The sequence below is a fragment of the Dactylosporangium sp. NPDC006015 genome (genome assembly GCF_040614215.1).
Lineage (GTDB): Bacteria > Actinomycetota > Actinomycetes > Mycobacteriales > Micromonosporaceae > Dactylosporangium > Dactylosporangium maewongense.
Window position 1 is genome coordinate 384,911 of record NZ_JBEXUD010000003.1, and the last position, 25,969, is coordinate 410,879.

A 25,969-nucleotide genomic window follows, 5' to 3' on the forward strand; every position below is an offset into this window, starting at 1 on the left:
TCGACAGCCATGGTCGCGAACGAGCTTCACGACACGCACCATACGTGACCTGCGGGTGACGAGACTATCCCGTCGGCCCCTTCACCAACTGACATCCAGCGGTTTTCCCTCCGCGTACCCGGCGGCGCTCTGCACGCCCACTGTGGAACGCTCCGCGAACTCCTCCAGGTTGCCCGCTCCGGCGTACGTGCAGGCGCTGCGGACCCCGGCGACGATCGCGTCGAGGATGTCCTCCACCCCCGGACGGCGCGGGTCCAGGTACATCCGCGACGATGAGATGCCCTCTTCGAACAGGGCCTTGCGGGCGCGCTCGTACACGCTGTCGTCGGCGGTCCGGCGGCTCACCGCGCGCGCCGACGCCATGCCGAAGTTCTCCTTGTAGAGCCGGCCGCTCTGGTCGCGCCGCGGGTCGCCCGGCGACTCGTGGGTGCCGGCCAGCCATGAGCCGATCATCACGTTGGACGCCCCCGCGGCGAGCGCCAGCGCCACGTCGCGCGGGTGACGCACGCCGCCGTCGGCCCACACGTGCCTGTCGCGCCGCTTCGCCTCCGCCGCGCACTCGAGCACCGCGGAGAACTGCGGCCGGCCCACCCCGGTCATCATCCGCGTGGTGCACATCGCGCCCGGCCCGACGCCGACCTTGATGATGTCGGCGCCCGCCTCGATGAGGTCCGCGACACCGTCCCTGGTCACGACGTTGCCGGCGACCACCGGCACGCCCGGGTCCAGCGCCCTGACGGCCCGCAGCGTGGAGATCATCCGCTCCTGGTGCCCGTGCGCGGTGTCGACGACGAGCACGTCCACGCCGGCGGCGAGCAGCTTGTCGGCCCGTCCCGCCGCGTCGCCCGTGATGCCGATCGCGGCGCCGATGCGCAGCTGCTGGTGCTTGTCCACCGCCGGCTGGTACAGCGTGGCGCGCAGCGCGGCGTTCCGCGTCAGAATTCCGACAAGCCGACCTTCGGCGTTGATGACCGGGGCGAGCTTGTGATGCCCGGCGGTCAGCTGCACGAACGCGTCCTCAGGGCTGATGTCCTCCGGCAGCGTCTGCAGGTTGCGCGACATCACGCTCTGCAGCTGGCTGAACCGGTCGACGTCGTGGCAGTCGCTCTCGGTCACCACACCCACCGGCCGGCCGTCCTGCACGACGATCACCGCGCCGTGCGCCCGCTTCGGCAGCAGGTCCAGCGCCAGCGACACCGTCTCCGTCGGCCCCAGCGTGATCGGCGTGTCGTGCACCAGGTGCCGCTGCTTCACCCACGACACCGCCTCCGCGACCACGTCGATCGGGATGTCCTGCGGGATGACCGCCAGGCTCCCCCGCCGCGCCACCGTCTCCGCCATCCGCCGCCCCGCGACCGCGGTCATGTTCGCCACCACGATCGGGATCGTCGTGCCGCTGCCGTCCCGCGAGTTCAGGTCGACCGCCATGCGTGACTCGACGGCGCTGCGGCTCGGCACCATGAACACGTCGTCATACGTCAGGTCATAGCCCGGCTGCTGATCGTTGAGGAAGCGCACGTCTCGGAACTCTAACGCGCGTTCCGGCGCGGTATCGGGCCTTCTCGCGCTCCTTCTCGCGTCATGCCCCTGTTCCTGCCACCTCCGCGAGGGTGGTCAACCCTTGAGCGCGCCCTCCTGAGCAGGGAGAATTGCGTGAAGTGCCGGTTGCGAGGAGTGATGCCTGATGCAGGTCCACGAGGCCATGTCCACCGCCGTCGTCCAGCTCGGCCCCGACCACACGCTCCGCCAGGCCGCCCAGCTGATGTCCCGCCACCGCGTCGGCTCCGCCATCGTCCTCGACCCCGACGGCGCGGGCGTCGGCATCATCACCGAACGCGACATCCTCAAAGCCATCGGCGCCGACCTCGACCCCGACGTCGAACGCACCGCCGAGCACATCACCTGGGAAGTCGTCTACGCCAGCCCCACCTGGACCATCGAAGAGGCCGCCTCCGCCATGGTCCGCGGCGGCTTCCGCCACCTCGTCGTCCTCGACAACGACGACGTCCTGGGCGTCATCTCAGTCCGCGACATCCTCCGCGTCTGGGTCCACCAGAACTCCCCCGTAGCCGCCTGACGCTGTTTCCCTCTTCCACCGCTGCCGCCCCCACGTGATCCAAGAACGGTTCCGGCCCCAACAACCGGAACCGTCCTTCGATCACGCCCGGCAACCACCCCCGCCACCCGCAGCCCCCGGCCAATCACCGACGCCGGCGCCACCGTGCCCACCAACACGAAGATCCAAGGACCGATCCGGCCGTCATCGCGACCAGAACCGTCCTTCGATCATCCGTCGAGGGGCTGCGGGGGTGTGTCCATCAGGGGCAGGTGCATCGCTGGCGGTCCAGCGGCGTGGAGGTTGTCGGGTGAAGCCTGTCAGGACGACGGTCGTACCGCCTTTCGGGGTTCGCCGGTGCTGAGGGCGATGGACCGTGGTCAGGTCGCACTGGCAGGGAGGCGCCGCGGGGAGCCCGACAGGCCGCGGCGCTCGATCGGGCTTGCCGGGCACACGACAACTCAGGTCGTGTCGGGCTCGACCCGGCCGCGTCGGGGCGACCGGCCACCCTGCGGCGCTTGACCTCCACGCGGACCCCGGCGGGCACGCGAGGACCAATCAGCCCCGCCGGCCACCCCGCAGGCCACCCCGCCGGGCACGCGACCAGGCACCCCGCCAGGCACGCGACCAGGCACGCGACCAGGCACTGGCCGGGCAGATGCGGCACCCGAGACCGGTCGTCGCAGCCGACCGGCACGACGGAGCCGAACAGGCGCAGGACTCGGGCCGACACGAGGGGACCCGAACAGCCACTGGACCCGGCTGGGCGTGCGGAACCGGCCGGGCAGGTCAGGACGGACGTCGGGAGCCAAGGACGGCGGGCAGGCCGAGGCCGCGGCGGCCGACGGTCGGCGACGAGCAGCACCGGAGGCGACTGGAAGGAGCGGAACGGCCGGGTCCACGCGGGGACTCGTGCGCCGGCGGCGCCGCCTCGTGCCCCCGCGTGGAGAACCGCGCCCGCCGATCGTCAGGGAGCCGGACCGGCCCGGCTCGAGGACGCCGTGCTCAGTGTGGGCCGGTGGCGGGTCGTCAGCGGATCAGGGATGTGTCGATGGTCATGGGGAAGGGGATGGTGGTGGTGAACGGGGTGGTGGGTGTCGCGGTGGTGGTGGTCTCGTAGCCGTCGGGGTGGGGGCTGGGCATGGGGTTGGTGTGGACGGTCAGGGTCTGGTTGCGGGCGTCGAGGATCCAGTACTGCGGGATGCCCGCGGCGCCGTAGTCGTGGCGGCGCAGGACCAGGCCAGGCAGCGGGTTGCTGAGGGACATCACCTCGACGGCGATCAGGACGTCGGTCGCGGGGACCACGTCGCCGTCGTCGTCGGTGGCCTCGGGGCGGGTGACCAGCAGGTCGGGAACATAGGTGCGACCCTCGCCACAGTCGACGCCGAGGCCGACGGCCAAGACGGCGAAGTCGGGCGGGCAGGCCTTGCGCAGCAGCGTCTCGAGGCGGTGGCTCGCGCGGCGGTGGGAGACCGCCGGCGGCAGCGTGAGCAGGGACTGAGCCGAGTCAGCCAGAACACCAACCATCGTCATGCCCCCATGCTGCCACTGGGGTACGACATATTTTTTCCACCAGGTGGAGCGCGCGGAACTCGGCTGAGGGGCACCGGCACGCTCTCGTAGGCTGGCGGCATGCAGCTCATCTCTTTTGCCCGTGGCGCACCCAGTCTCGACATCATCGACATCGACGGGCTGAAGGCCGCTGCGGTGCGGGCCTTTGAGGCCGACCCGGCCGGCATCACCGCGTATGGCACGTCGGTCGGCTACCTTCCGCTGCGGTCGTGGATCGCGGCCAAGCACGGCGTCGACGCGGAGCAGGTCATCGTGACCAACGGCTCACTGCAGGCCGACGCGCTGCTCTTCGAGCACCTGGTGAAGCCGGGCGACGCGGTGATCGTGGAGAAGCCCACGTATGACCGGACGCTGCTCAACCTGCGCAACCTGGGCGCCACGGTGCACCCGGTGACGGTCGACGCCGACGGCATCGACACCGACGAGCTGCGCGCGTTGCTCGAAACAGGGGTGCGCCCGACGCTGGCGCACATCATCCCGAACTTCCAGAACCCCGCCGGGGTCACCCTGAGCGCGGAGAGAAGGGCGACGCTCGTCGCGCTCGCGCAGGAGTTCGGGTTCACGATCTTCGAGGACGACCCGTACGCGGACATCCGCTGGCGCGGCGAGAAGCTGCCCACGATGCTGTCGCAGGACACGACCGGCGTGGTCGTGCACGCGAGCTCGTTCACCAAGACGATCGCGCCCGGGCTGCGGGTGGGTTACCTGGTCGGGCCGAAGGCGACGATCGCGGCGATCGCGAAGCGGGCCACCAACCTGTACATCTCCCCGAGCATGGTCGCCGAGGCGATCACGCACCAGTTCTGCGTCAGCGGGGACATCGAGCGGTCGATCGCCAAGGTGTCGGCGACGCTGGGCGAGCGGGCCCGCCTGCTGGCCGAGGGGCTGCGCAAGCACGTGCCGGACGCGACGTTCGTGGAGCCCGACGGCGGCTACTTCCTGTGGGTGGAGCTGCCCGAGGACGTCGACACGACGGAGCTGGAGACCGTGGCGGCCCGGGACTTCGGGGTGGCCGTGGTCAAGGGCAGCGACTTCCTCCTGGAGGGCGGGAAGCACTCGGTGCGGCTGGCGTTCTCGGCGGTGCTGACGGACCAGGTCGACGAGGGTGTCAGCCGCCTGGCGGCGGCGATCGAGGCCGTCCGCAAGGGCTGAAACGCAGCTGAACCAAAGCGACACCAAACCGTGATGGCGGGGTGGGTTCCGCAGGCGGCTCCGGATGGCCCAAAATCCAGCCCGGCGCGCTTTGCTGAATCGCGCTGCAGACATCACCCCCCGCCCCCCAACGGCACCGGGTGGGTCGACCGCGCCCCCACCCCCCACCTGCGGTCGACTCACCCGGTGCCTACTTTGGTGCGAGAACAACAGGGCGGAGGTCGCGATGACCGACGAGCAGCTGGCCGGCTCCCTGTCCAGGGCACTGGCCAGGCCGGTGCGGGCGATGTCACGCATCCTGAGCCCCGCGACACCGGTCCCGGCGACGGCCGAGCCACCGACCACGGCGAGCTCGATCGTCGACTGTGCGCTGTATGTGGATGGTGTACGGCAACCCGGCAGCTGGCACTACGCGGAGGCGCTCACGGCCGCCCGGCGGCAACGGCACGGGTTCGTCTGGGTCGGGCTGAAGGAGCCGGGCGCGCAGGAGATGGCCGCCATCGCGGAGACGTTCCAGCTGCACGAGCTGGCCGTCGAGGACGCCGTGACCTCGTCGCAGCGGCCGAAGGTCGAGCGGTACGGCGACATGACGTTCATGACGATGCGCACCGCCCGGTACGTCGAGCACGACGAGCTGACCGAGAGCAGCGAGGTCGTGGAGACCGGCGACGTGCTGATGTTCATCGGTGAGCACTTCATCATCACCGTCCGGCACGGCGACGCGTGCCGGCTGACGCCGGTGCGCGCGGACCTGGAGCGGCGCCGGGAGGTGCTGGCGCGCGGGCCGTGGGCGGTCGCGTACGCCGTCGCGGACACCATCGTCGACGTGATGGTCGAGGTCGTCGCGGCCATCGAGGAGGACGTCGCGATCATCGAGGACCAGGTGTTCAGCCCGGCGAAGCGGAGCAAGGGCAAGACCGGCACCGATCGGATTCAGCGGGTGTACCAGCTGAAGCGCGAGCTGATGGAGTTCAAGCGGGCGGTCCTGCCGCTGCAGCGCCCGCTGGCCGGGGTGGTCAGCGGCCAGCTCGCCGAGGTGCCCGAGGAGATCCGCCGCTACTTCCGTGACGTCAACGACCACCTGGTGCGCACGGTCGAGCAGGTGCTCTACCTCGACGACGTGATCAACTCGGTGCTGCAGGCGCGGCTGGCGCAGGTGAGCGTCGACCAGAACAACGACATGCGCAAGATCGCCGCCTGGGCCGGTATCGCCGCCGTGTGGACGTCGGTCGCCGGCGTGTACGGCATGAACTTCGACTTCATGCCGGAGACGAAATGGGTCTTCGGCTATCCGGGCGTCATGACGCTGATGGTCGTCGCCTCGGCCCTGCTCTACCGCGCGTTCCGCAAGTCGGGCTGGTTGTAGAAACGTAGGGAGCAGCGAAAACGCGGACGGGCCGTCCCCCGTGGCTGGGGAGGGCCCGTCCGCGCGCTCACGTCAGGACCGGCTGTTCTTCGACGCCGCCTGCGGCATCGGGTGCTTCTCGTACTCGCCACTGCCCGCGGGGCCCGTGTTGGTGCCCTTGCTGCCGATCAGGTCCGAGGCGCGGTCCTTGGCCGCCTCGCCCATCGTCTTGGCCTTGTCGATCCCCGCATCCATCGTGGACTTCGCCGAGTCGAGCATCGAGCCGGTGTCGCTGGCGGTCCGGGTCGAGCCGTATTCGTCCCAGGCCTGGTTGGCCCGGCGACGCCGCATCAGGGCGGTGGCGGCGCCGACCGCCGCGCCCGCCATCAGCAGGCCACCGATGGTCATCGGCCAGCGGCGGCCGGTGCGGCTCTCCTTCTTCATCATCTTCTTTTTCCCCTTGCGCCCCATCTTGTCGGCCTGCTTGCTCGCCTGGAGCGAACGTTCGCGGGCGATGACGAGGACGGTCCCCGCCGCGCCGCTGGCCTTCGCGAGGCCCGGCTTGACCGCCTTGCGGGCGTATTCGACGCGCGGCGCCAAGGCACCCGAAGCGCCATCGGCTGCGTGCGCTGCGGCCATCCGCAGGTGGCCCAGGCTCTCGCCGAGCTCATCCTGCATGAGACGACGGTGCGTCTTGACCTCACGACGTCCAAACACTTGCTCCACCTCCATGGCCGCGAAACCTCGTCCTCCCCGGGTTACCCAGGCAGAACATTCCGAACCGGTCCGCTGTTGGCCATCCTGCCGCGTGCGAGCGGCCCGCACACCCGGATCCGCCAGAATCCGCATCCGATACCGTGATGACGGAATGTCACCAAAGAAAGGGAGAACTGGTGGCCGAGCAACTGTTCGCGACGCTGCACACCAACGTCGGCGCCATCCGGCTGGAGCTGTTCCCCAACCACGCCCCGAAGACGGTTCGCAACTTCGTGGAGCTCGCCGAGGGCAGCAAGGAATACACCGACCCGCGCACGGGCGAGCCCGGCAAGGGCCCGTACTACAACGGCGTCATCTTCCACCGCGTGATCGACGGCTTCATGATCCAGGGTGGTGACCCGACGGGCACCGGCACCGGCGGTCCGGGCTACAACTTCAACGACGAGATCCACCCCGAGCTGCACTTCAACCGGCCGTTCCTGCTGGCCATGGCCAACGCGGGCATCCGCTTCGGCCAGGGCACCAACGGCTCGCAGTTCTTCATCACCCTCGGCCCGACGCCGCACCTCAACGGCAAGCACACGATCTTCGGTGAGGTCGTCGACGACGACTCGAAGAAGGTCGTGCAGCAGATCGGCAGCACGCAGACCGGCCAGATGGACCGGCCCCGCCAGGACATCGTGATCGAGCGGGTGGACATCGAACGGGTCTCATAGGAGGCCTGGCTAATCTTGTCTGCATGACTCAGCCGCCGGCGAACGTGGTCCCTCACTGCTACCGGCACCCTGACCGCGAGACGTACGTCCGGTGCACCCGCTGCGACCGGCCGATCTGCCCGAATTGCATGAATGAGGCGTCGGTCGGTTTCCAGTGCCCGGAGTGCGTCCGCGAGGGTGCCAGGACGCAGCGTCCCGCCCGGACCGCGTTCGGCGGCGGCACGGAAGGTGCCGTCGGCGCGGTCACGATCACGCTGATCGTGATCAACGTGCTGGTGTTCCTCGCCGGTGTGATCAGCTCCGGCAGCGCCCAGTCGATCGCGGGCGGCGGCATGGGCGGGCTGCTCGGTGGCGGCACGCCGCTGCACGAGTGGGGCTCGCTGGTCACCTACAACTCGCGGCAGATCAGCGCCACCGAGGCGCAGATCATCCCCGGCGGCATGATCGACGGCGACTACTACCGCCTCTTCACCTCGATGTTCCTGCACTACGGCGTCTTCCACCTGCTGATGAACATGTGGGCGCTGTGGGTGCTCGGCCGGCCCCTGGAGGCGATGCTCGGCCGGGCCCGGTTCGCCGCGCTCTACCTGGTGGCGGGGTTCGGCGGCAGCGTCGCGGTCTACCTGTTCTCCGACCCGCTGGCGCAGACCGCGGGTGCGTCGGGCGCGATCTTCGGACTGTTCGCCGCGCTGATCATCGTGCTGCGCAAGATGCGGCGCAGCGTCGCCGGGATCGTGCCGGTGCTGGTGCTCAACCTGGTCCTGACGTTCAGCATCGACGGCATCTCGATCGCCGGGCACCTCGGTGGCATGGTGGCCGGCGCGGCCGCGGCCGCCGGGCTGGCGTATGCGCCGCGGCAGCACCGCACCCTGATCCAGTCGGGGGCGCTGGTCGCCGTCGTGGCCGTGCTGGCGGTCCTGACCGTGGTGCACACCGCCGGGCTGATGCCCACGGGCGACTACGTCACCCAGCTGAACGGCGGCAACTAGGCGCGCCAGACGCGGCCCTGCAGGAGCGAGTCGGCCCCGACCCAGACGAAGTTCATCATGCGCGTCGCGGTGTGGTCGGGGTCCTCCTCCTCGTGGTCGGCGAGCCAGTCGGCGAGGGACTCGGCGGCGCCGACGTAGGCGTAGGCCATCGCGGTGAAGTCGCCCGGGCGGCCCGGCACCTCCGCGGCCGTGGCGGCGCTCTCCAGCAGCCCGGCGACGACCTCGACGATCCTCGCCCGCATCCCGGCGAGCTCGCCGGCGAAGTGCGGCTCGCTGCGGGCCTGCCGGTAGAGCACCCGCCAGCCGTCCCGGTGCGCCCCGACGAAGGTGAAGAACGCCCGCAACCCGTGCCACAGCTGCTCGTCGGGGCGGGCCGCGGGCAGTACACCTGCCGCCACCGCCTCCATGAGCCTGGTCGCCTCCCGGTGCAGGCACGCGACGAACAGCTCGTCCTTCGTGCCGAGGTATGCGTAGACCATCGGCTTGGAGATGCCGGCGACCTCCGCGATCTCGTCCATCGACGCGGCGTGGAAGCCATGCTTGGAGAAGACCTGCACCGCGGCGTCGAGCATCTGCTGCTCACGCACCACGCGCGGAAGTCGTTTCAGCATCTTGTCACCTTACCTACTCGTGCGTAAGGTTACGCATCAGTAGCTTATTTCAAAGGACGAAGGGCACACCGACATGGCCGACCTCGACGCCCTGGGCGACTTCAACTCCGTCGACCCCAAGCAGTTCGCGCAGCTGGTGAAGGGCGCCTCCGACGCCCAGCTCGGCGAGCTCATGGCGGGCCCGCAGCGCAAGGCGATCCTCGACACCATCTTCTCCCGCTTCCCCGAACTCTTCCGCGCCGACCGGGCCGGCGCGACCAACGCGATCATCCACTGGACGATCACCGGCGCGCCCGACGGCGGCGCCGAGACCTACGAGCTGGTCATCGCCGACGGCACCTGCGTGCTCTCGCCGAGCGCCGACCAGGAGCCGAAGCTCGCGATCACCGTCGGCCCGGTCGACTTTCTCAAGGTCGTCTCCGGTGCCGGCAACCCCATGATGATGTTCATGACCGGCAAGCTCAAGGCCAAGGGCGACCTGGGCCTGGCCGCCAACATCGCGAACCTGTTCGACATCCCGAAGGCCTGAGGCAGCGCCCATGCCCGAGTTCTCGCTCGACCTGAACGAGGAGCAGCGGGATCTCCGCGACTGGGTGCACGGCTTCGCAGCCGACGTCGTGCGCCCGGCCGCCGCGGAGTGGGATGCCCGCGAGGAGACCCCCTGGCCGGTGATCCAGGAGGCGGCGAAGATCGGCCTGTATGGCTTCGAGTTCCTCGCCAACACCTGGGGCGACCCGACCGGCCTGTCGTTGTGCCTGGCGTCCGAGGAGCTCTTCTGGGGCGACGCCGGCATCGGCATGGCGATCTTCGGCACCAGCCTGGCGGTCGCCGCGATCTACGCCTCCGGCACGCCCGACCAGATGCTCGAGTGGGTGCCGCAGTGCTTCGGCGATGCCGCCGACCCGAAGGTCGCGGCGTTCTGCACCACCGAGCCGGAGGCCGGATCCGACGTCGGCTCGATGAAGAGCCGCGCGCGGTACGACGAAGCGACGGACGAGTGGGTCATCAGCGGGCAGAAGGCCTACGCGACCAACGGCGGCATCGCCAATGTCCACGTCGTGACGGCCAGCGTGGAGCCCGAGCTGGGGTCCCGCGGGCAGGCGGCGTTCGTCGTGCCCCCCGGTACAGTGGGATTGAACGGCAGCAAGAAGCTCAAGAAGCTCGGCCTGCGCGCCTCACACACCGCCGACGTGTTCCTCGACGACGTGCGGGTGCCCGGCCGGTGCCTGCTCGGCGGCAAGGACGCTCTTGACGCCCGGCTCGCCCGCGCCCGCGAGGGCCGCAAGGCGCAGGGGCAGGCCGCGATGCGCACGTTCGAGCTGTCCCGGCCGGCGGTCGGGGCGCAGGCGCTCGGTGTGGCCCGCGCCGCGTACGAGTACGCGCTGGAGTATGCCAAGGGGCGGGTGCAGTTCGGCCGGCCGATCATCGAGAACCAGGCGATCGCGTTCACCCTCGCCGACATGCGCATGGAGATCGACGCCGCCCGCCTGCTGGTGTGGCGGGCCGCCTGGATGGGGCGCAACAACCGCCCGTTCGAGGCCGGCGAGGGCTCGATGAGCAAGCTCAAGGCCGGCGAGGTCGCCGTCGCGACGACCGAGAAGGCCGTGCAGATCCTCGGCGGGGCCGGCTTCCTACGGGAGCACCCGGTCGAGCGCTGGTTCCGCGACGCGAAGATCTACACGATCTTCGAGGGGACCAGCGAGATCCAGCGCCTGGTCGTCGCCCGCGCGATCTCGGGCACCTACATCCGGTAACTCCCCCCTCGACAGGCCGGAGGAGCCATGGACACCCCCTTCATCCTCCGCACGATGGCCGGCCGGAAACTGCTCAACCCCGGCCGGCCCACGCGGATCGTCCGGCAGCTCAACGCCCTGCGCCGCTGGGGCTTCGGGCTGTACGGCGAGATGCGTTCGACCGCGGCCCGCGACCCCGACCGGGTCGCGGTCGTCGACGAGGACCGGCAGCTCACGTACACCGAGCTCGACCTGCGGGTCCGCCGCCTCGCCAACGCCCTGCGCGCCGAGCACGGGGTGCGCGCCGGCGACCGGATCGGCCTGCTGTGCAACAACTCCGCCGGCATGGTCGAGGCGATGCTCGCCCTGATCGCGCTCGGCGCGCAGGCCGTCCTGGTCAATACCGGCCTCGGCGACGGCCAGCTGGAGGCCGTCGCGCACGACCAGTCGCTGGCCCTGCTGATCCACGACGACGACCTGCTGGGGATGCTCGCCGCGGTGCCGCCGAACCTGCCGCGACTGGCGATGTCCAAGACTGCCGGGCTCATCCACCGGGCACCCTCCGCCGAACTGGAGCCGCCCGCGGCCGCCGGCTCCGTGGTGGTGCTGACGTCCGGCACGACCGGCGCGCCGAAGGGCGCGCGGCGGCGCAACCCGTCGGGCCTCGGGCCGCTCGCGTCGGTCGTGTCACGGATCCCGCTCTACGCCGGCGAGCGCATCTTCGTCGCCGCGCCGCTGTTCCACACCTGGGGGCTGGCCGCGCTGCAGCTGTGCCTGGCGCTGCGCGGCACGATCGTGATCGCGCACCGCTTCACCCCGCAGTCGACGGTGGCCGCGGTCGGCGCCACCGGGTGCACCTCGCTCTTCGCCGTGCCGGTGATGCTGCAACGCCTGCTGGAGGCGCCCGCACCCATGCCGACGCTGCGGGTCGTGGCCACCTCGGGCTCGGCGCTGACCGGCCCCCTCGCGTCGCGTTTCATGGAGGTGTACGGGCCGGTGCTGTACAACCTGTATGGCTCCACCGAGGCCTCCTGGGCGTCGATCGCCACCCCGGACGAGCTGCGGGACGCCCCCGGCACCGCGGGCCGCCCACCGCGCGGCACCCGGGTCGCGATCCTCTCCGACAGCGGCACCGAGCTGCCGACCGGCGTCATCGGGCGGATCTTCGTCGGCAACGACATGCTCTTCGAGGGCTACACCAACGGCACCGGCCGCGAGTCCCACGGCGACCTGCTGGCCACCGGCGACCTCGGCCACCTCAACGCCGACGGCCTGCTCTTCGTCGACGGCCGCGAGGACGACATGGTCATCTCCGGCGGCGAGAACGTCTACCCGGGCTCCGTCGAGGACGTCATCGCCGAGCTGCCGCAGGTCCGCGAGGTCGCCGTCGCCGGTGTACCGGACGAGGAGTTCGGCCAGCGGCTCGCCGCGTGGATCGCCCTGCACGACGGCGAGTACGTCGACCCGGAGGCGGTGCGCGAGTACGTCCGGCACCGCCTCGCCCGCTTCTCGGTCCCGCGCGACGTGTACTTCGTCGCCGCCCTGCCCCGCAACGCCACTGGCAAGGTCGTCCGCCGCCGCCTCTTCGGCGACTGAACCACGCCCGGGTGCGGTCCCCCGTTTGTCGACCGCACCCGGGCGCGGGTTCACGGCAGGAGCGGCTGGGCCGGCTGGGCCTTCAGCGCCGACAGGTTCTTGACCAGGTACGCGGTCGCGACCCCGGCCGTGGACACCGTCCAGATGACCGGGTTGCCGTCCGCGTCCTGGGTCAGCTGCACCGACGCGGCCCCCGGGTGCCAGTCCGTGGCCAGCCGGTGGTCCGTGTAGTGCAGGGTCGTGCCGTCGTAGGTGACCGACGTCCACAGGTGCACCGCGCCCGTGGACCCGTTCCACAGCAGCAGCGCGGTGCCGCTGGGCAGCAGCTTCGACGCGATCCGCCACGACTCCCAGTCGGTGCCGCCCGCCGGCGTGGCCAGCGGCGTCGGGCTGGGCATGTAGTACGCGCCGGTGCCGTTGAAGTTGGGGTAGTAGTCGAGGGTGTAGCCCGAGCCGGGGGCGCCGACGATGCCGAACAGGTCGGGGTAGGCGAGGCCCCCGCCGGCGCTGTCGTAGGCGTTGGCGACCGCGATCGGGTTGTTGCCGTCGAGGTCCGACATGGTGCCGGCGGGCAGCACCGTGGCCCCGGTGACGTCGAGCGGGCCGCCGTCGTCGAGGCTCGGCACGATCATGGCCAGCCCCGCGTTGAGACCGGTCGGGTAGAACACGAGCACGTCGTTGAAGCTCGTGCCGGTGAACCGGCCGGCGATGACCTGCGCGCCGTCGAAGTCCGGCGCGGGCCAGGAGGACAGGCCCGCGATGCCCGCCGCCGGGGTGCGCAGGCCACCGCGCTGCGCCCGGCCGGCGGCGAGCCACACGCCCTGCGGCAGCCCGGTCGCCGGCCCGGCGGTCAGCAGGTCCGGCTGCCCGTCGCCGGTCAGGTCCTGGTCGGCGAACGGCGGCGGGTACACGGCGTTGAAGGTGATCGTGGTCGTGTCGGTGAACGTGCCGTCCGGCTCGACGGCCGTGACCGCGAGCGTGTTGGTGAAGCGGGTCGGCACGACCTGGACGGTGACCGTGCGCCTGCCGGCGGCGACCCGCGTGGGCGCACCGGAGTTGAGCTGATACACGAACGCCGTCGGGACCGGGCTGCCGGCCGGCTCGGCGAAGCTGAACTTCCCCTTCACGCCGACGGTGAACGAGCTGCTGACCGCCGTCACGGTGGGCGCGGCCGGCGGGACCGTCGCGGCCCCGGCGGCGGGGGTGAGCAGGGCCTGTGCCAGCACCAGTCCGGCGCCGAGCACGGCCGCCCGCAGCAGCGGGTGTTTCGTCATGGGTTCCTCCCCGTCAGGCACGCCCGCATCGGCGCGCACCACTGACACGCCGGCCGCGGCGGGAGGTTGCACCTCCGGGAGAGAATCTTCCGACCCGACGATCTCCGCTGCTGCGGACTCTCGGCCATTGCCAGCCGGAGCCGGCCCCTTCGGGGAGTTAGGGGTACAGCGTCAGCGCCGGCGTCATGACGATGTCGATGAGCTGCTGCTCGGTGAGCGGGGTCGGCTCGCCGGTCTTCGTGGGGCGGGCACGGGCCAGCAACCTCGTCCCGTCCGGGCGGACCGCCCAGACGTCGATGCCGAAGCCGTCGGGCACGTCGCTGCGGATCATCAGCTCGGTGCTGCCGATCGTCAGGGTCCGGCACCTGGCCTTCGGCGAAGCGCACTCCTCCTGCATGTGCGCGTGGTACTGCGCGGGGGTCAGTTCGGACGCGTCGAGCCGCACCCACACGATGCCGCCCGGCACCAGGACGGTGCTGGAGTAGCCGCCGAACTCGTCGTCCGCCACCCTGAGGAACCTGGCGGGCAGCGGGGTCGGCTGATCTTCGGCGTTGACGATCGTGGCGCCGGGCAGGAGGCGGCGCAGCAGCGCGGTGAACTCACCGCTGAGGCGGGCCTGCGCGTCGCCGCAGGACTCGGTGAGCGGCACCAGCGGCTTCGGCTGGTTCTGCTGCTTGGTGACCTCCGCCGTCGGTACGTCCACCGTGGAAGACGGCAGGGCGCACGGCGCCGGCGCTCCCGTCACCGTCGAGGGCGGGGCGCCGGGGCTCTGGCCGGTCGGCTGGGCCAGATACTGGGGCAGCACGACCATGCCGGCGGCGAGGACGGCGGCGATCCCGAGACCGGTGACGGCCCGCATGCGGCGGACCCGGCGGTGCTCGCCCGTGATGAGCTGGTCGACGTCGATGGCGGTCGGTGGCGGGTCCTGGGTGGCGGCGTGCATGGCATCGGTCAGATCCACTGCGGGTCTCCCTCCGTGAGGCGCGCCCGGAGCGACTCCAGCGCGCGGGCGGCCTGGCTCTTGACGGTGCCCTCGCTGCAGCCGAGTGCCTGCGCGGTCTCCTCGACGGACAGGTCGCAGAAGTACCGCAGGACGAGCACGGCCCGGCGGCGCGGGGGCAGCCCGGCGAGGAGGGAGAGCACGTCCAGCCGCTGGTCGGCGTCCGGACCGGAGGCCGGGCGGTCCGGCAGGCGGTCGGTGGACGACTCGCGCCGCCAGGGTCGGCGGCGCTCGTCGAGCCAGGCGGACATGAGCATGCGTCGCACCTACGCGTCGGGATGCTCCATCCTCGACGCGCGTTTCCAGTGCCGCAGCAGCTTGACCAGCACGGTCGACGTCAGGTCGTCGGCCAGGTGCCAGTCGCCGCACAGCAGGTATGCGGTGCGGCGCAGGCGGTCCAGGTTGCCCGCGACGTAGTCGCGGTAGGCCTGCTCGGTCGGCATCCGTGCTCCCTCTCCGTTCGGGTTCACCGGGAGAACGGAGGCCGGCGCGTGCGGGGTTGCCTAGGGGATCGAGATCCTGTCCTCGATGGCGGCGAGGGCGATGTCGGTGCGGTGCTGGGCGCCGTCGAAGCTGATCGCGTCGACGAGCCGGTAGGCGGCCGCGCGGGCGTCGGCCAGGGTGTCGCCGGTCGCGGTGCAGGTGAGGACCCGCCCGCCGGCGGTGACCAGCGCGCCGTCCTCCGAACGGGCGGTGCCGGCGTGGATGACGCCGGGGACGCCGTCGGCGCCGGCGATGACGTCGCCCTTGCGGGCCGACTCCGGGTAGCCGGCGCTGGCCATGACCACGCAGACGGCCGAGCCGGGGCGCCACGCCAGCGGCGGGTCCTCGGCGAGCCGGCCGACGGCGGCGGCGTGCAGGACGCCGGCGAGCGGGGTTTCGAGGCGGGCCAGGACCACCTGGGTCTCCGGGTCGCCGAAGCGGCAGTTGTACTCGATGACCTTCGGGCCCTGGGCGGTCAGCGCCAGCCCCACGTAGAGCACCCCCGTGAAGGGCGTGCCGCGCTTGCGCATCTCGGCCAGCGTGGGCTGCACCACCGCCGCCATGACCTCGTCGACCAGGCCCGCGGGGGCCCAGGGCAGCGGCGAATACGCGCCCATCCCGCCGGTGTTGGGCCCGGTGTCGCCGTCGCCGATGCGCTTGAAGTCCTGGGCCGGCTGCAACGGCACGGCAGCGGTGCCGTCGGTGACGACGAAGAGGGAGACCTCGGGGCCGGCCAGGTACTCCTCGACGACGACCCGCCCGCAGGCGGCGCCGTGCGCGAGGGCCTCGTCGCGGCTCTCGGTGACGACGACGCCCTTGCCGGCGGCGAGACCGTCGTCCTTCACCACGTAGGGCGCGCCGAACGCGTCGAGCGCCTCCGCCAGCTCCTCGGGCGAGGTGCAGACGAACGAGCGGGCGGTGGGCACGCCCGCCGCCCGCATCACGTCCTTCGCGAACGCCTTCGAGCCCTCCAGCTGCGCGGCCGCCTGCGACGGGCCGAAGCAGGCGACGCCCTTCGCCCGGACCGCGTCGGCGACCCCCGCCACGAGCGGCGCCTCCGGGCCGACGACGACCAGGTCGACGTGGCGCTCGACGGCGAGGGCCGCGACCGCGTCCGGGTCGAGCGCGTCGACCCCCACGTTCGTCGCGATCGCGGCGGTGCCGGGGTTGCCCGGGGCGACGATCAGGTCGGTCACGGCCGGGTCGGCAACCAGGGCGGCGGCGATGGCGTGTTCACGACCACCGGAGCCGAGCAGGAGTACGCGCACGCGACAGATTAAAGCAGGCTGTGACGCACCACGTTCTCGTCACGCCCGGGACCCACCCCGACGATCGACACCCGGGTGCCGGCGAGCTCCTCGATCCGCTCGATGTAGCGCTGCGCGTTGACCGGCAGGTCGGCGAACTCGCGCGCCTTCGAGATGTCCTCCCACCAGCCGGGGAGCTCCTCGTAGACCGGGGTGGCGTGGTGGAACTCGGTCTGCGTCATCGGCATCTCGTCGGTGCGCTTGCCGTCCACCTCGTAGGCCACGCAGAGCGGGACCTTCTCCAGGCCGGAGAGCACGTCGAGCTTGGTGACGACCAGGTCGGTGATGCCGTTGAGCCTGGTGGCGTACTTGGCGACGACCGCGTCGTACCAGCCGGTGCGGCGCTCCCGGCCGGTCGTCGTGCCGTACTCCCGGCCGATCTTGCGCAGGTGCACGCCGAAGTCGTCGAACAGCTCGGTCGGGAACGGGCCGGAGCCGACCCGCGTCGTGTAGGCCTTGGTCACGCCGATGACCTGCGTGATCGCGGTCGGCGGCACACCCGCGCCGACGCAGGCGCCGCCCGCGGTCGGGTTGGACGACGTCACGAACGGATACGTGCCGTGGTCCATGTCGAGCATCGTCGCCTGGGCGCCCTCGAGCAGGACGGTCCGGCCCTCCTCCAGGCCCTTCCACAGCACCTGACGGGTGTCGGTGATGTAGGGCCGCAGGCGCTCCGCGTAGGTCAGGTACTCCTCGACCGTCGCGTCGACGTCGATCTCCTTGCGGTTGTACACCTTGAAGAGGACCTGGTTGCGCTCGCGCAGCACGATCTCGAGCTTCTTGCGCAGGATGCCCGGGTCGAGCAGGTCCTGGACGCGGATGCCCATGCGGGCGACCTTGTCGCCATACGCCGGGCCGATGCCGCGGCCGGTCGTGCCGATCCGGGACGAGCCGAGGTAGCGCTCCACGACCCGGTCCAGGGCCCGGTGATGCGGCATGATGAGGTGTGCGTCACCCGATATCATCAGGCGGGACACATCGACGCCGCGTTCGGCGAGACCGTCGATCTCGACCAGCAGCACCTTCGGGTCGATGACCACCCCGTTGCCGATGACGATCGCCGCGTTGGGCCACAGTGCCCCTGACGGCATGAGGTGCAGGGCGAATTTCTGCCCGTCCGGCGTCACCACGGTGTGACCCGCGTTGTTGCCGCCGGAGTAGCGCACGACGTAGTCGACGTCGCCGCCAATCATGTCGGTAACCTTGCCCTTGCCCTCGTCGCCCCACTGAGCGCCGATGAGCACGATCGCTGGCATCGTCTGTTGCCCTCTCCAAAGGGTCGGGCGCCCCAGCGGGTCGCCCGGGGTGCCAGGCTAACAACCGCGTGAAAGGCAGGTTGACAACGGTGGTCGACGTGGTGGTGCTCGCGCTGGGCGAAGGCAGCTCCTGCGGCTGCGATGGCGGCGCGTGCGGTACGCGTACTCCTATTCTTGCCTGCCGCGACGCGCTGCGCACAGCAAGCGCCCAGGTCGAGACGGTCGTCGCACACACCGACGCGGAGATCGACGCGGCGCTGAAGGCCCTGCCGGACGTGCGGCTCGTCGTGGCGACCGCCGCCGACGGCCAGCTCCGCGCGGTCATGCGGCGGCTGGTCCGGATGTACGCCCCGGCACCCAGCAAGCGGGCACTGTCGGAGGAGGCCATCCCCGACGACCGGACGCTGCCGGACCTGCCGCCGGTCGGCATTCTGCCGCTCGGCCCCGACTCCACGGACCTCGTGACCCGCCTCGGCCTGCCCCGCAACCCCGCCGACGTGGCCGCCGCCGTCCTCGGGGGCAACACCCGCCGCCTGGACCTGCTGCGCAACGACGGCGGCGGGGTCACCCTCGACGGCGTCCTGGTCGGCGGGGTCGACGCGAGCGGCTCGGCCAGCACGTTCCTCGCCCGGGTCGAGGTCGACGACGCCGTCCTCGCCGACGGCACCGAGCCCGTGCTCATGTCGGTGGTGGCCAACGCTTCGCGGTATGCGACGGTCGACGGCCTCCCGCTGGTCCTCTCGCCCTCCGCGGACGACGGCGTCCTGGACGTGGCGGTGGCGGTGCCGCGGGCGTCCCGGTCGCTCTTCCGCCGGCCCCGCGTCGAGATCGAGGTCCGCCGCGCGCACGGCCGGGCGGTCGCCATCACCCCCCGCACCGAGATCCCCTTCGTCGACGACGGCGCCGAGGGCACCCTCACGCGGAAGCGCTCGTGGTGGATGGAGCGCGCGGCCTGGGCCGTGTACGTCCCCTAAGCGTCTCCTTCGCATACGGTGCCGACTCGCATACGGTGGGGGAGCGCGGGAGGGGAACAGCTGTGAACGACGCACTCTGGCCGCCCGACGAGTTCGTCTCGGGCCGGCGCACCGAAGCTCACGCCGGCCGGGAGGCCGGCGGCGCTCCGCAGGAGGACGACGCTCCGCAGGAGGAGCCGGAGCACGTCGGGTCGCCCTGGTCACAGCCGCCGACCCGGACGCGGTTGACGCAGGGGAGCGAGCGGGGCGACGTCGACGCCGGCGATCCGGGGCCGTGGCTCGAGCCCGCACCGGACGCCGACGACCGCGGCAGTGAGATTCAGCACGGGCAGCCGGTCCCGCATGTGCCGGTCTCGGGCGCGGGCGCGATCCCGGTCTCCGGGGCCGGTGGGATCCCGATCTCGGGCGCGGGAGCGGTCTCCATGCCGGGCGGCGGCGCGCCACCTGGCAACGGCGCGGTGCCGGTCAACGGCGTGCCGGTGCCGCGGCCCCCGGTCCTGTCCCACCCGCGGGCGGCGCCGCCGCCCGCGGCGCCCACCTACCGGGCGCCCGCCACGTATCAACCGCCGCCCACCTACCAGGCGCCCCCCACCGATCAGCCGCCGGCGCCGCCCGCGTATCAAGCTCCCCCGACGGATCAGCCGCCGGCGCCGCCCGTACATCAGCCGCCGCCACAACACCAAGGGCCTGCGGCCCATCAGGTGCCGCCCGGTCACCCGGCGCCGTCGGTGGCGCACCGGCCGCCGAGTGAGGCGCCGCCGCCCGCGAGCTGGTCGGACGGGAGCACGCCGACGGCGGACGAGTTCGCGCGGCGCAGGCAGGCGCGGCCCGCCGACCCGGTCGCGGCCCGCGGGGTGCGCGGGGCGGTGTCCAAGGGCACGCTCGGCGTGCTGTCGCTCAGCCCCGGACGGCGGGAGCTTGAGTTCCGGCGCGACGTCGACCTCGTCCGGCGCAACTTCGGCGGGCTGCGGCAGGTGACCGTGGTCAACCCGAAAGGTGGCGCCGGCAAGACGGTCGCGGTGCTGCTGCTGGCGATGACGTTCGGGCAGAAGCGCGGCGGATACGTGCTGGCCTGGGACAACAACGAGACCCAGGGCACGCTCGGCATGCGGGCGCAGCAGGACTTCCACAACAGGACCGTCCGTGACCTGCTCCGCGACCTGGACCACTTCCAGGGCGCGCAGGGCCGGGTCGGCGACCTGTCGCAGTACGTCAGGGCGCAGGGCGAGGGCATGTTCGACGTGCTCGCCAGCGACGAGTCCGCGACGGCCGGCGAGATGCTCACTGCGCAGTCGTTCGGCGAGATCCGCGACGTGGTCAGCCGGTTCTACAAGCTGATCGTGGTGGACACCGGCAACAACGTCCGCGCGGAGAACTGGCAGGCCGCGATCGACGCCACCGACCAGCTGGTGGTCACGATGTCGGCCCGCAACGACTCGGCCGAGACGGCGTCGAGGATGCTCGACCACCTGGAGCAGCACGGCCGGCAGCGGCTGGTCCGGCAGGCGGTGACCGTCGTGTCGATGCCGCCGAGCCGCCGGCACCTCGACATCCCGGCGATCACCCGCCACTTCGCGGCGCGGACCAGGACGGTGCTGCTCGCGCCGTACGAACGCTTCATCGACTCGGGAGAGCCGATCCGCTACGGGGGTCTGACCTCGGCGAGCCGCGACGCCTGGTTGAAGGTCGCCGCGGCCATCTCCGAAGGGCTGTGACGGGTTACCGCAGGGCGGCCGTGGCCGCTGGGTCGCTGTCGTCGAGGAACTTCGCGCAGCGCTCCGCCTCGTCGGCCTCGCCGATCGACTCGGCGGCGAGGCCGAGCGCGTTCAGCGCGCGCAGGAAGCCCCGGTTGGGCTCGTGCGACCACGGCACGGGGCCGGCGCCGCGCCAGCCGCTGCGGCGCAGCTGGTCGAGGCCGCGGTGGTAGCCGGTGCGGGCGTAGGCATAGGCGGTGACCGGCTCGCCGTCGGCGAGGGCTAGCTCGGCGAGCTCGGCCCAGGCGGCGCTGAACGCCGGGTGGGCCGCTGCGACGTCCTTGACGTCCTTCTCGGAACCGGCGGCGGCGGCGAGCTGCGCGGCGGCCTCAGGCTCGTCGGGAAGCAGCGTCGGTGAAGGCTGGGGCAGCAGGTTCTGCATCCAGCCATTCAACCAGGTTGGCTGAACGGTGGAGGCTGCGTCCCGCGAGCGGGGGGTGTGCCCGGTTCGGGCGAGTACTAGAAAGGGAGGTCCGGAGCCTCCCCAGGACCCGGTTACGCGGTGGCCCGATCTCGACGGTCGGGCCATCGCCCTTTGCACCACCTGGCAAGATGGCGTCGTGCCCACTCCGCCCCCGCCAGACGTGGTCGCGCTGCACGACCACTCGCCCGACGAGATCGAGTCGCCGGAGGAGCTGCTGTTCCATCTGGACAACGGCTCGCTCGCCACGAAGGTCGTCCAGGGTCTCGACCTCGCCGCCGTGGACCTCTCCGGCGTCGACGTGCAGGACACGCTCTTCGTCGGCTGCCGCTTCGCGGCCACCGAGGCCGTCGTCGACCTGCTGCGGCGACGGGCGGTGGTGGTGCCCGAGTTCGCCGGGCTGCCCTACCCGACGCACCCCTCGCAGCTGTACGTGCCGGACGACCTCGCCGCCGGGTTCGCCTCCGACGGGTTCGACGGCATGTTCGACACGCTGGTCTACGAGCACTTCCGGGCGACCGGCGGCGCGACGCCGGAGATCCGCGAGGCGATCGCGCAGCGGATGCACGACTCCGGGATCGACAACGCGCTGGCCAACGTCACCGCCGGCTGGATCGGCGCGCGCGGCCCCGCCGCCGCGATCGGCATCATGGGCGGCCACGCCGTCCCGCGCGGCGCTTCCGACTACCGCAACGCCGCCGAGCTGGCCTGGCGTCTCGCCGGCGCGGACCGGCTGGTGGTCACCGGCGGCGGCCCGGGCGTGATGGAGGCCGCCAACCTGGGCGCGTTCCTCGCCGACCAGCCGCTGAGCGCCCTCGCCGACGCGATCGACCGCCTGTCCGCGGCGCCCGACTTCCACGACCACGACCCCTTCACGAGGGCGGCGCTGGACGTACGAGCGGCGTATGCGCGACCGGTCCCGCCGACGCCCGACTCGGTCGAGCCCGCCGACCAGGTGGCCGTCGACCCGGTGACCTGGGCCCGCCGCGGCGGCCTGGCGATCCCGACGTGGCTCTACGGCCACGAGCCCGCCAACCTCTTCGCCGCCAAGATCGCGAAGTACTTCTCCAACGCGATCCGCGAGGACACCATCCTGCGCCTGTCCCGCGGCGGCATCGTCTTCGCCCCCGGCATGGCCGGCACGGTGCAGGAGATCTTCCAGGCCGCGACGAAGACGTTCTACGCCACTGACGGCGTGAGCGGCCCGTTCGTCTTCCTCGACGGCAAGCACTGGACCGAGCGTCTGCCGGTCCGGAGCCTGCTGGAGCCCTTGCTGGCCGCGTCCCCCGTCGGCGACCTGCGCCACCTGCTCCACATCACCGACGACGTCGCCGAGGCCGCCGAGATCCTGACCGCCACCTCATGATCCGGCAGCTTTCGCCACCCAGCAGCGTCTCGACCTGACGGATCGCGAGCAGGCGATCCGGAGCCACTGCCGCCTGCCGCGTACGGACGGCCACCCCGGCTCAACCCGGCCCGGCACAGGCATCGCTAGCAGGTCGAAAGGGGCATCTCGGGGCATTGACCAACGTCTGAAAAACCGGTGGCAACGTCAACGACTGCACCCGGTTCACCAACGTGATGGGCACGATCAGGGTCGCCCGGCACGGACCCGGCCGGGCCCGCCTGCGCCCGGACCACATCCTCGCCGAGAGCGACGGACCACGGGTCAGATCATGACCGCCTGTAGTCCCTTGAAACACTGTCCAGCCCCACCTCGCTTCCGCGACTCCGACAGGCACAGACATTGGTCAATGCCCGGGAATGTGGCTTTTCGGCATCGAGGTTGCGCGATCCACGTACAAGATGATCTCTGAATTGGGGGTGGGTCGCGCAGCGTCTATGGCGCAAGGGGTGCAAAGGCTGGCATTGACCAACGTCTGTGCGGGTGGGGCGCACGCGAAGGCCCGGCGCCCTCGGGAGAGGGGCCGGGCCTCGGGAACCGCGGAAGAACTACTTGGACAGCGTGGTGCCGGTCGAGCGGAGGTGCTCGCAGGCCTCGACGACGCGGGCGGCCAGGCCGGCCTCGGCGACCTTGCCCCAGGCGCGCGGGTCGTAGGCCTTCTTGTTGCCGACCTCGCCGTCGACCTTCAGGACGCCGTCGTAGTTGGTGAACATGTGGGCGGCGACCGGGCGGGTGAAGGCGTACTGCGTGTCGGTGTCGATGTTCATCTTCACGACGCCGTAGTCGAGGGCCTCGCGGATCTCCTCGAGCAGCGAGCCCGAGCCGCCGTGGAAGACCAGGGAGAGCGGCTTGTCCTTGCCGAACTTGGCGCCGACCGCGTCCTGGATGGTCTTGAGGATCTCGGGCTTGAGCTTCACGTTGCCCGGCTTGTAGACGCCGTGGACGTTGCCGAAGGTCAGGGCGGCCATGTAGCGGCCCTTCTCGCCGAGGCCGAGGGCGTCGACCATGGCCAGGCCGTCCTCGACGGTGGTGTAGAGCTTCTCGTCGATCGCGCCGACGACACCGTCCTCCTCGCCGCCGACGACGCCGACCTCGATCTCCAGGACGACCTTGGCCGCGGCGGTCAGCGCCAGCAGCTCCTCGGCGATCTGCAGGTTCTCGGTCAGGGGCACCGCCGAGCCGTCCCACATGTGGGACTGGAACAGCGGCTCCTCGCCCTTGGCGACGCGCTCGGCCGAGATGGCGAGCAGCGGCCGGACGAACTTGTCGAGGTTGTTCTTCGGGCAGTGGTCGGTGTGCAGCGCCACGTTGATCGAGTACTTCTTCGCGACCTCGCGGGCGAACGCGGCGAAGGCGACCGAGCCGGTGACCATGTCCTTGACCGTCGGGCCGGAGAGGTACTCGGCACCGCCGGTGGAGACCTGGATGATGCCGTCACTCTCCGCATCGGCGAAGCCGCGCAGCGCCGCGTTCAGCGTCTGCGACGACGACACGTTGATCGCCGGGTAGGCGAACGCGCCGGCCTTGGCGCGGTCGAGCATCTCGGCGTAGACATCGGGAGAGGCGATGGGCATGACGGCGCTCCTTGGCTATTGGATCGTGCGGTGTTGGAGCCGGGCGTGCGCGGCTCGTCGAGGACCGCGCTGTCCTGCAACGGAGTATCTCGCAGTGGCATTGGCTCATGTACGGCGGGAGGGTGGGGACAAGGTGAATTGCCCGGCTAGGCCGCGTTACCGCCGATTCGGTCGTACGGTTGGAGAAACCTGAGGGAGGACACATGGCTCAGCCCGATGAAGATCTGTTGACCGTCGACGACCGGCTCGACCCCGATGTGCGCGACCCGGAGGCATCGCCCGCCGACGCCGCCGAGCAGGCACTCCCCGCCGACCCGACGGAGCGCGGGACGGTGTTCAAGAGCGCGCACCCCTGGGACGCGAACGAGTACGACGCCGTCGAACAGGACCGCGACGCCGGCCAGGACGACGAATACCGCTAGGACACGAACTGCGGATGCGCGGCGGCCCACTCCGGCACGGTGCCGTTGCGCAGCGCGGCGAACAGGCCGTCGCCGCCCGGCACGATCGTGCGGTCCGCCCTGAGCGGTAGCTTCAGGCCCGGCACGTGCGCGGCGTCGTAGCGGGCCAGCATGCCGGCCAGCGTCGGCAGCGACATGTCGCCGAGGTGCAGGTCGAGGGCGCCGCCCGCGACCGGCATCGCCTTGGCCAGCTTCACCGGGTCGCCGAGCTTCCGGGCGAGCGCGGAGAGGAGCTGCCGCAGGTGCGTGTCGCGGTCGTCGCCACCGTTCGTGAGCGACTGGCGCTGCCGGACGAAGTCCAGCGCCTCCCATCCGGCGAAGTGGCGGCAGCCCGGCTCGTACACGACGGGGCGCATGCCAGGATGGAGCGGCGCGGCGCGGCCCGTGGCGTCGTCGACGCCGAGGTGGATGGAGACGGTCCGCTGGTCGACGCAGAGGTCGACACCGCCGACGGCGTCCGTGACCCGCTGCATGCCGTCGAAGTCGACGACCGCGCCACCGGCGATCCCGACCCCGAGCAGGTCGCCGAGGATGCGGGCGGTCAGCTCGTAACCGCCGAAGACGTACGCGTTGTTGGCCTGCTGGCGGCCGAAGTTGGGCACGTCCACGACCAGGTCGCGCGGGATGGACAGCTGGTAGACGGTGCGGGTGTCCGGGTCGACGTGTAACAGGAGGATCGCGTCGGCGCGCACCGTGTCGCCCGCCGACTGCGGCCGCCGGTCGGTGCCCAGCAGCAGGAAGTTGCTGATGTCGGGAGTGCCCGCGTCCACCAGCGACTCGACCTGGGGCGCGGGCGGCGACGGGTCGCGCAGGGTGAAGACCAGGGACGCGGCGAGCGCCAGCACCAGCGCGCCGGAGGAGACCACCCAGCGGCGGCGGCGACGCGCGCGGCGCTTGCTGGCACCGGCGGCGATCGCCGGGCGCAGCGCCATGGCGTCCGGCACGTCGTCCTCGTGCCGGGCGAAGGCGTCGGTGAGGGCGTCGGTGAGGGACGAGGTCACGGCGTCGTTCATCGGACGTCGCCGCCGATCAGCTCCGGCACGACCTCGGTGCGCAGCGTCGCGAGCGCCCTGGAGATCAGCGAGCGGACGGTGCCGATCGCGCAGCCGAGGACCTCGGCGATCTCCACGTCGCTGAGGCTCTCGTAGTACCGCAGCACGAGCGCGGCCCGCTGCCGCCGGGGCAGCCGGGCGAGCCAGATCCACATCTGGTCGCGGTCGGCGGACGCCCCGGCGTGATCGGCCACCACGAGATCACGGTTGGCCGCCTCGGAGGGCAGCTCCGCCCGCAGCACCACCCGGCGCAGCCACGAGCCGCGGTGCAGGTCGATATAGGCATTCGTGAGCATGCGCTTGACGTAGTGCTCGGGCACGCTGGCGGCGGCGATCCGGCGCCACTTCAGCTGCGCCCGGATCATCGTCTCCTGCACGAGGTCCTGCGCGGTGTGCGGATCGCCGGTGAGCATGACCGCGTAGCGCAGCAGCGCCTGCAGCCGCGCCTCCACGAACTCCTCGAACGTCAACCCGACCCCCTCCCCCTGACCCTATGACGGGTCAGGGGGAGGATCTGTTGC

Annotated in this window: 26 protein-coding genes; 12 read left to right on the plus strand and 14 right to left on the minus strand. The window is 71.5% G+C overall.

Going from position 1 to position 25,969, the window contains the following annotated elements; translation table 11 throughout:
• Positions 1 to 81 precede the first annotated feature (81 nt).
• The gene (locus ABZ321_RS08045; RefSeq protein ID WP_344500866.1) at positions 82 to 1,518 is read right to left on the minus strand and encodes a GuaB1 family IMP dehydrogenase-related protein; all 1,437 of its coding nucleotides are present in this window, start codon (positions 1,516 to 1,518) and stop codon (positions 82 to 84) included.
• Between the two features lie 166 nt (positions 1,519 to 1,684).
• Here ABZ321_RS08045 and ABZ321_RS08050 point away from each other — a divergent pair, with 166 nt between their 5' ends.
• The gene (locus ABZ321_RS08050; RefSeq protein WP_344500864.1) at positions 1,685 to 2,077 is read left to right on the plus strand and encodes a CBS domain-containing protein; all 393 of its coding nucleotides are present in this window, start codon (positions 1,685 to 1,687) and stop codon (positions 2,075 to 2,077) included.
• Between the two features lie 1,008 nt (positions 2,078 to 3,085).
• On the opposite strand, the gene ABZ321_RS08055 is transcribed toward ABZ321_RS08050, so the two are convergent.
• A complete protein-coding gene (locus tag ABZ321_RS08055; protein ID WP_354890117.1) occupies positions 3,086 to 3,589 on the minus strand; it encodes a Uma2 family endonuclease in 504 nt (167 codons plus the stop codon).
• Between the two features lie 99 nt (positions 3,590 to 3,688).
• Between ABZ321_RS08055 and ABZ321_RS08060 the strand changes: the two genes are divergently transcribed.
• Together ABZ321_RS08060 and ABZ321_RS08065 are read left to right on the plus strand one after the other, a co-directional pair.
• Positions 3,689 to 4,780 (plus strand): PLP-dependent aminotransferase family protein, encoded by a 1,092-nt coding sequence (locus tag ABZ321_RS08060; protein WP_344500860.1) that lies wholly within the window; start codon positions 3,689 to 3,691, stop codon positions 4,778 to 4,780.
• Between the two features lie 286 nt (positions 4,781 to 5,066).
• Positions 5,067 to 6,146 (plus strand): magnesium and cobalt transport protein CorA, encoded by a 1,080-nt coding sequence (locus ABZ321_RS08065; protein ID WP_344501450.1) that lies wholly within the window; start codon positions 5,067 to 5,069, stop codon positions 6,144 to 6,146.
• Between the two features lie 72 nt (positions 6,147 to 6,218).
• Here the strand turns inward: ABZ321_RS08065 and ABZ321_RS08070 are convergent, their stop codons facing one another.
• Positions 6,219 to 6,803: a hypothetical protein gene (locus ABZ321_RS08070; protein ID WP_354890119.1), complete on the minus strand. Its 585-nt coding sequence runs from the start codon at positions 6,801 to 6,803 to the stop codon at positions 6,219 to 6,221.
• 215 nt (positions 6,804 to 7,018) lie between these two features.
• Between ABZ321_RS08070 and ABZ321_RS08075 the strand changes: the two genes are divergently transcribed.
• Positions 7,019 to 7,558 (plus strand): peptidylprolyl isomerase, encoded by a 540-nt coding sequence (locus ABZ321_RS08075; protein ID WP_344500856.1) that lies wholly within the window; start codon positions 7,019 to 7,021, stop codon positions 7,556 to 7,558.
• A 23-nt stretch (positions 7,559 to 7,581) separates the two neighbouring features.
• Positions 7,582 to 8,547 (plus strand): rhomboid family intramembrane serine protease, encoded by a 966-nt coding sequence (locus ABZ321_RS08080; protein ID WP_344500854.1) that lies wholly within the window; start codon positions 7,582 to 7,584, stop codon positions 8,545 to 8,547.
• On the opposite strand, the gene ABZ321_RS08085 is transcribed toward ABZ321_RS08080, so the two are convergent.
• Positions 8,544 to 9,158 carry a TetR/AcrR family transcriptional regulator gene (locus tag ABZ321_RS08085; protein ID WP_344500852.1) on the minus strand — a complete coding sequence of 205 codons (615 nt, stop codon included), beginning with the start codon at positions 9,156 to 9,158 and terminating at the stop codon, positions 8,544 to 8,546. The genes ABZ321_RS08080 and ABZ321_RS08085 overlap by 4 nt on opposite strands.
• A gap of 73 nt (positions 9,159 to 9,231) precedes the next feature.
• Here ABZ321_RS08085 and ABZ321_RS08090 point away from each other — a divergent pair, with 73 nt between their 5' ends.
• Genes ABZ321_RS08090 through ABZ321_RS08100 form a run of 3 tightly spaced genes read left to right on the plus strand, consistent with a single transcriptional unit; the run spans position 9,232 to position 12,487 of the window.
• Positions 9,232 to 9,687, plus strand: a complete 456-nt coding sequence (locus ABZ321_RS08090) for an SCP2 sterol-binding domain-containing protein (protein WP_354890121.1) — start codon at positions 9,232 to 9,234, stop codon at positions 9,685 to 9,687.
• 10 nt (positions 9,688 to 9,697) lie between these two features.
• Positions 9,698 to 10,912, plus strand: coding sequence for an acyl-CoA dehydrogenase family protein (locus ABZ321_RS08095; protein WP_344500848.1), 1,215 nt, complete (start codon positions 9,698 to 9,700; stop codon positions 10,910 to 10,912).
• Between the two features lie 27 nt (positions 10,913 to 10,939).
• Entirely contained in the window at positions 10,940 to 12,487 is a 1,548-nt protein-coding gene (locus ABZ321_RS08100) for an AMP-binding protein (RefSeq protein ID WP_354890124.1), read from the plus strand.
• Between the two features lie 50 nt (positions 12,488 to 12,537).
• On the opposite strand, the gene ABZ321_RS08105 is transcribed toward ABZ321_RS08100, so the two are convergent.
• From ABZ321_RS08105 to ABZ321_RS08130, 6 genes are all read right to left on the minus strand, one after another.
• Positions 12,538 to 13,761 carry a hypothetical protein gene (locus ABZ321_RS08105; protein WP_354890126.1) on the minus strand — a complete coding sequence of 408 codons (1,224 nt, stop codon included), beginning with the start codon at positions 13,759 to 13,761 and terminating at the stop codon, positions 12,538 to 12,540.
• Between the two features lie 157 nt (positions 13,762 to 13,918).
• Complete coding sequence (locus ABZ321_RS08110; RefSeq protein ID WP_354890128.1) at positions 13,919 to 14,722, minus strand: hypothetical protein; 804 nt, start codon at positions 14,720 to 14,722, stop codon at positions 13,919 to 13,921.
• Positions 14,713 to 15,018 (minus strand): sigma-70 family RNA polymerase sigma factor, encoded by a 306-nt coding sequence (locus ABZ321_RS08115; protein ID WP_354890130.1) that lies wholly within the window; start codon positions 15,016 to 15,018, stop codon positions 14,713 to 14,715. The genes ABZ321_RS08110 and ABZ321_RS08115 overlap by 10 nt, the downstream gene beginning before the upstream one ends.
• Before the next feature lie 9 nt (positions 15,019 to 15,027).
• Entirely contained in the window at positions 15,028 to 15,204 is a 177-nt protein-coding gene (locus ABZ321_RS08120; protein ID WP_354890132.1) for a sigma factor, read from the minus strand.
• A gap of 60 nt (positions 15,205 to 15,264) precedes the next feature.
• Positions 15,265 to 16,512 (minus strand): phosphoribosylamine--glycine ligase, encoded by a 1,248-nt coding sequence (gene purD / locus ABZ321_RS08125; protein ID WP_354890134.1) that lies wholly within the window; start codon positions 16,510 to 16,512, stop codon positions 15,265 to 15,267.
• 8 nt (positions 16,513 to 16,520) lie between these two features.
• Positions 16,521 to 17,807: an adenylosuccinate synthase gene (locus ABZ321_RS08130; protein ID WP_344500838.1), complete on the minus strand. Its 1,287-nt coding sequence runs from the start codon at positions 17,805 to 17,807 to the stop codon at positions 16,521 to 16,523.
• Between the two features lie 89 nt (positions 17,808 to 17,896).
• On the opposite strand from ABZ321_RS08130, the gene ABZ321_RS08135 reads away from it, so the two are divergent.
• Both ABZ321_RS08135 and ABZ321_RS08140 read left to right on the plus strand, forming a co-directional pair.
• Positions 17,897 to 18,781, plus strand: coding sequence for a diacylglycerol kinase family protein (locus ABZ321_RS08135; protein ID WP_354890136.1), 885 nt, complete (start codon positions 17,897 to 17,899; stop codon positions 18,779 to 18,781).
• A 62-nt stretch (positions 18,782 to 18,843) separates the two neighbouring features.
• Positions 18,844 to 20,496, plus strand: coding sequence for a chromosome partitioning protein (locus tag ABZ321_RS08140; protein WP_354890138.1), 1,653 nt, complete (start codon positions 18,844 to 18,846; stop codon positions 20,494 to 20,496).
• A gap of 4 nt (positions 20,497 to 20,500) precedes the next feature.
• On the opposite strand, the gene ABZ321_RS08145 is transcribed toward ABZ321_RS08140, so the two are convergent.
• Positions 20,501 to 20,917 carry a DUF3151 domain-containing protein gene (locus tag ABZ321_RS08145; protein ID WP_354890140.1) on the minus strand — a complete coding sequence of 139 codons (417 nt, stop codon included), beginning with the start codon at positions 20,915 to 20,917 and terminating at the stop codon, positions 20,501 to 20,503.
• 178 nt (positions 20,918 to 21,095) lie between these two features.
• Here ABZ321_RS08145 and ABZ321_RS08150 point away from each other — a divergent pair, with 178 nt between their 5' ends.
• Complete coding sequence (locus ABZ321_RS08150; protein ID WP_344500830.1) at positions 21,096 to 22,322, plus strand: hypothetical protein; 1,227 nt, start codon at positions 21,096 to 21,098, stop codon at positions 22,320 to 22,322.
• A 587-nt stretch (positions 22,323 to 22,909) separates the two neighbouring features.
• Here the strand turns inward: ABZ321_RS08150 and fbaA are convergent.
• The gene (gene fbaA, locus ABZ321_RS08155; RefSeq protein WP_344500828.1) at positions 22,910 to 23,935 is read right to left on the minus strand and encodes a class II fructose-bisphosphate aldolase; all 1,026 of its coding nucleotides are present in this window, start codon (positions 23,933 to 23,935) and stop codon (positions 22,910 to 22,912) included.
• 203 nt (positions 23,936 to 24,138) lie between these two features.
• Here fbaA and ABZ321_RS08160 point away from each other — a divergent pair, with 203 nt between their 5' ends.
• Complete coding sequence (locus ABZ321_RS08160) at positions 24,139 to 24,357, plus strand: hypothetical protein (RefSeq protein ID WP_344500826.1); 219 nt, start codon at positions 24,139 to 24,141, stop codon at positions 24,355 to 24,357.
• On the opposite strand, the gene ABZ321_RS08165 is transcribed toward ABZ321_RS08160, so the two are convergent.
• Positions 24,354 to 25,409 carry an LCP family protein gene (locus tag ABZ321_RS08165; RefSeq protein WP_354890143.1) on the minus strand — a complete coding sequence of 352 codons (1,056 nt, stop codon included), beginning with the start codon at positions 25,407 to 25,409 and terminating at the stop codon, positions 24,354 to 24,356. The genes ABZ321_RS08160 and ABZ321_RS08165 overlap by 4 nt on opposite strands.
• The gene (locus tag ABZ321_RS08170; protein ID WP_344500822.1) at positions 25,406 to 25,918 is read right to left on the minus strand and encodes a SigE family RNA polymerase sigma factor; all 513 of its coding nucleotides are present in this window, start codon (positions 25,916 to 25,918) and stop codon (positions 25,406 to 25,408) included. The genes ABZ321_RS08165 and ABZ321_RS08170 overlap by 4 nt, the downstream gene beginning before the upstream one ends.
• Positions 25,919 to 25,969: the final 51 nt, after the last annotated feature.